General features: G+C 66.7%; 2 protein-coding genes. One reads left to right on the top strand and one right to left on the bottom strand.

Annotated features, from left to right (window positions below):
- Window positions 1–30: 30 nt before the first annotated feature.
- Window positions 31–1,440 carry a type I glutamate--ammonia ligase gene (glnA, locus tag ACFU53_RS47800; RefSeq protein ID WP_384006897.1) on the bottom strand — a complete coding sequence of 470 codons (1,410 nt, stop codon included), beginning with the start codon at window positions 1,438–1,440 and terminating at the stop codon, window positions 31–33.
- A 198-nt stretch (window positions 1,441–1,638) separates the two neighbouring features.
- On the opposite strand from glnA, the gene ACFU53_RS47795 reads away from it, so the two are divergent.
- Complete coding sequence (locus ACFU53_RS47795) at window positions 1,639–2,106, top strand: RDD family protein (protein ID WP_384006894.1); 468 nt, start codon at window positions 1,639–1,641, stop codon at window positions 2,104–2,106.
- Window positions 2,107–2,132: the final 26 nt, after the last annotated feature.

Here is a 2,132-nt window from a genome sequence, read left to right as displayed (position 1 = left end):
GTCCTCCGGCTGCTGATGAGCTCGTGACCCCTAGAGGTCGAAGTAGAGCTCGAACTCGTGCGGGTGCGGGCGCAGCTGCAGCGGGGCGATCTCGTTGGCGCGCTTGTAGTCGATCCACGTCTCGATCAGGTCCGGCGTGAAGACGTCGCCCTGGAGGAGGAACTCGTGGTCGCGCTCGAGGGAGTCGAGGACGGCCGGGAGGGAGGTCGGGACCTGCGGGACGCCCGCGTGCTCCTCGGGGGCGAGCTCGTAGAGGTCCTTGTCGATCGGCTCGGCCGGCTCGATCTTGTTCTTGATGCCGTCGAGGCCCGCGAGGAGGAGGGCCGAGAAGGCGAGGTACGGGTTGCCGGAGGAGTCGGGCGCGCGGAACTCGACGCGCTTGGCCTTCGGGTTCGAACCCGTGATCGGGATACGCATGGCGGCGGAGCGGTTGCGCTGCGAGTAGACCAGGTTGACCGGGGCCTCGAAGCCGGGAACCAGGCGGTGGTACGAGTTCACCGTCGGGTTGGTGAAGGCGAGCAGCGACGGGGCGTGCTTGAGGATGCCGCCGATGTAGTAGCGGGCTGTGTCCGACAGGCCCGCGTAACCGGCCTCGTCGTAGAAGAGCGGGGTGCCGCCCGTCCACAGCGACTGGTGGACGTGCATGCCCGAGCCGTTGTCACCGAAGATCGGCTTCGGCATGAAGGTCGCGGTCTTGCCGTTGCGCCAGGCCACGTTCTTCACGATGTACTTGAAGAGCTGGAGGTCGTCGGCCGCGGCGAGCAGCGTGTTGAACTTGTAGTTGATCTCGGCCTGGCCGGCGGTGCCCACCTCGTGGTGCTGGCGCTCGACCTGGAGGCCGGACTTGGCCAGCTCCAGGGAGATCTCGGCACGCAGGTCGGCGAAGTGGTCGACCGGCGGGGTCGGGAAGTAACCGCCCTTGTAGCGGACCTTGTAACCGCGGTTGTCCTCCAGCGCACCGGTGTTCCAGGCGCCCGCCTCGGAGTCGATGTGGTAGAAGGACTCGTTCTCCGAGGTCTTGAAGCGCACGCTGTCGAAGACGTAGAACTCGGCCTCGGGGCCGAAGTACGCGGTGTCGGCGATACCGGTGGACGCGAGGTACGCCTCGGCCTTCTTCGCCACGTTCCGCGGGTCACGGGAGTACTGCTCGCCCGTGATCGGGTCGTGGATGAAGAAGTTGATGTTGACCGTCTTGTCGCGGCGGAACGAGTCGACGCGCGCGGTGGACAGGTCGGCGCGGAGCGCCATGTCGGATTCGTGGATGGCCTGGAAGCCGCGGATCGAGGAGCCGTCGAACGCGAGCTCCTCTGCCGGGTCGAAGGCCTCGGCCGGGATCGTGAAGTGCTGCATCACACCCGGCAGGTCGCAGAAGCGGACGTCGACGAACTTGACGTCCTCGTCCGCGATGTACTTCTTGGCCTCGTCGGCGTTCTGGAACATCCAGCTCCTCCTACTCCCGACGTCTCCTGCCGGGGTGGTAGTTCGTTCGTGCTGCCAGTGCGGTGGCACACGCTGTCGTCGACACTAGGGACGGGTGATTTCTCGTACGTGACCCATTTGTTTCGCACAAGTTAACCGGACATCCCGCCCCGCACCCCACCTGTCCGTATGGCAAAACGGTCGCAGTACCGTGGTCGGGTGGACAAGAGGCAAGCAATCGGATCGTGGCTCTCCGGCCCCCGCGCGGCAGCGGAAGACGCCGGAGTCGACTTCGGATACAGGGGAGAGCAGCTCGGTCTGCCGGAGGAGGGGCCCGGCTCCATCGCGCGCCCCGGCCGCCGCCTCGGCGCCCTCGCCGTCGACTGGGGCCTCTGCCTCTTGATCGCATACGGCCTGATCACCGACAGCTATAACGAAGCAGCGCAGGTCTGGGCGCCGCTGCTCCTCTTCGCGCTGTACATCCTCACGTTGGGCACGCTCGGGTTCACCCCGGGTAAGCGCCTTCTCGGTCTGCGGGTCGTCGCCGCGGACAGCGGTCGCGTCAACCCGCTGCGTGCCGTGGTGAGAACGCTCCTGTTCTTCCTGGCCATTCCGCCTCTGGTCTGGGACCGCGACGGCCGGGGCCTGCACGACCGGCTGGCGCGCACCGTCGAGGTGCGGATCTAGGCGAGTACGACGATGTAGGCGAGTAC

Origin of the sequence: Streptomyces sp. NPDC057474 (genome assembly GCF_042802555.1) — a bacterium.
Taxonomy (GTDB): Bacteria; Actinomycetota; Actinomycetes; order Streptomycetales; family Streptomycetaceae; genus Streptomyces.
Note: the sequence above shows the minus strand (reverse complement) of the source record. Positions and strands in the feature narration are given on the sequence as shown.